The following is a 293-nucleotide window of genomic DNA, read 5'->3' on the forward strand; positions in this document are numbered from 1 at the left end:
AAGGCGATGTTAATAACGCTATTAAGGACTATAACACCGCTATAAAACTTAAACCGAGTGATGCCAACACCTATAGCAATCGTGGTGCTGCTTACAACATAAAAGGCGATGTTAATAACGCTATTAAGGACTATAACACCGCTATAAAACTTAAACCTGATTCTGTCACAGCTTATTACAATCGTGGCAATGCTTACAAGGCAAAAGGTGATTTTGACAACGCTATAAATGACTTTACCACGGCTATAAAACTACAACCCGATTATGCCGAGGCATATCACAATCGGGGCATT

The 293-nt window shown here is 39.2% G+C and carries 1 protein-coding gene (running past one end of the window); it reads left to right on the plus strand.

Translation table 11 applies throughout. The features are described 5' to 3' along the window. Window positions 1-45: the end of a TIR domain-containing protein gene (locus F4X88_20440; GenBank protein ID MYA58652.1), read on the plus strand. The gene continues 756 nt to the left of window position 1, outside the view; 45 of the gene's 801 nt are visible here — the last part of the coding sequence; its start codon lies off the left edge, out of view; the stop codon is at window positions 43-45. Window positions 46-293: the final 248 nt, after the last annotated feature.

It is taken from the genome of Candidatus Poribacteria bacterium (genome assembly GCA_009839745.1).
Classification (GTDB): domain Bacteria; phylum Poribacteria; class WGA-4E; order WGA-4E; family WGA-3G; genus WGA-3G.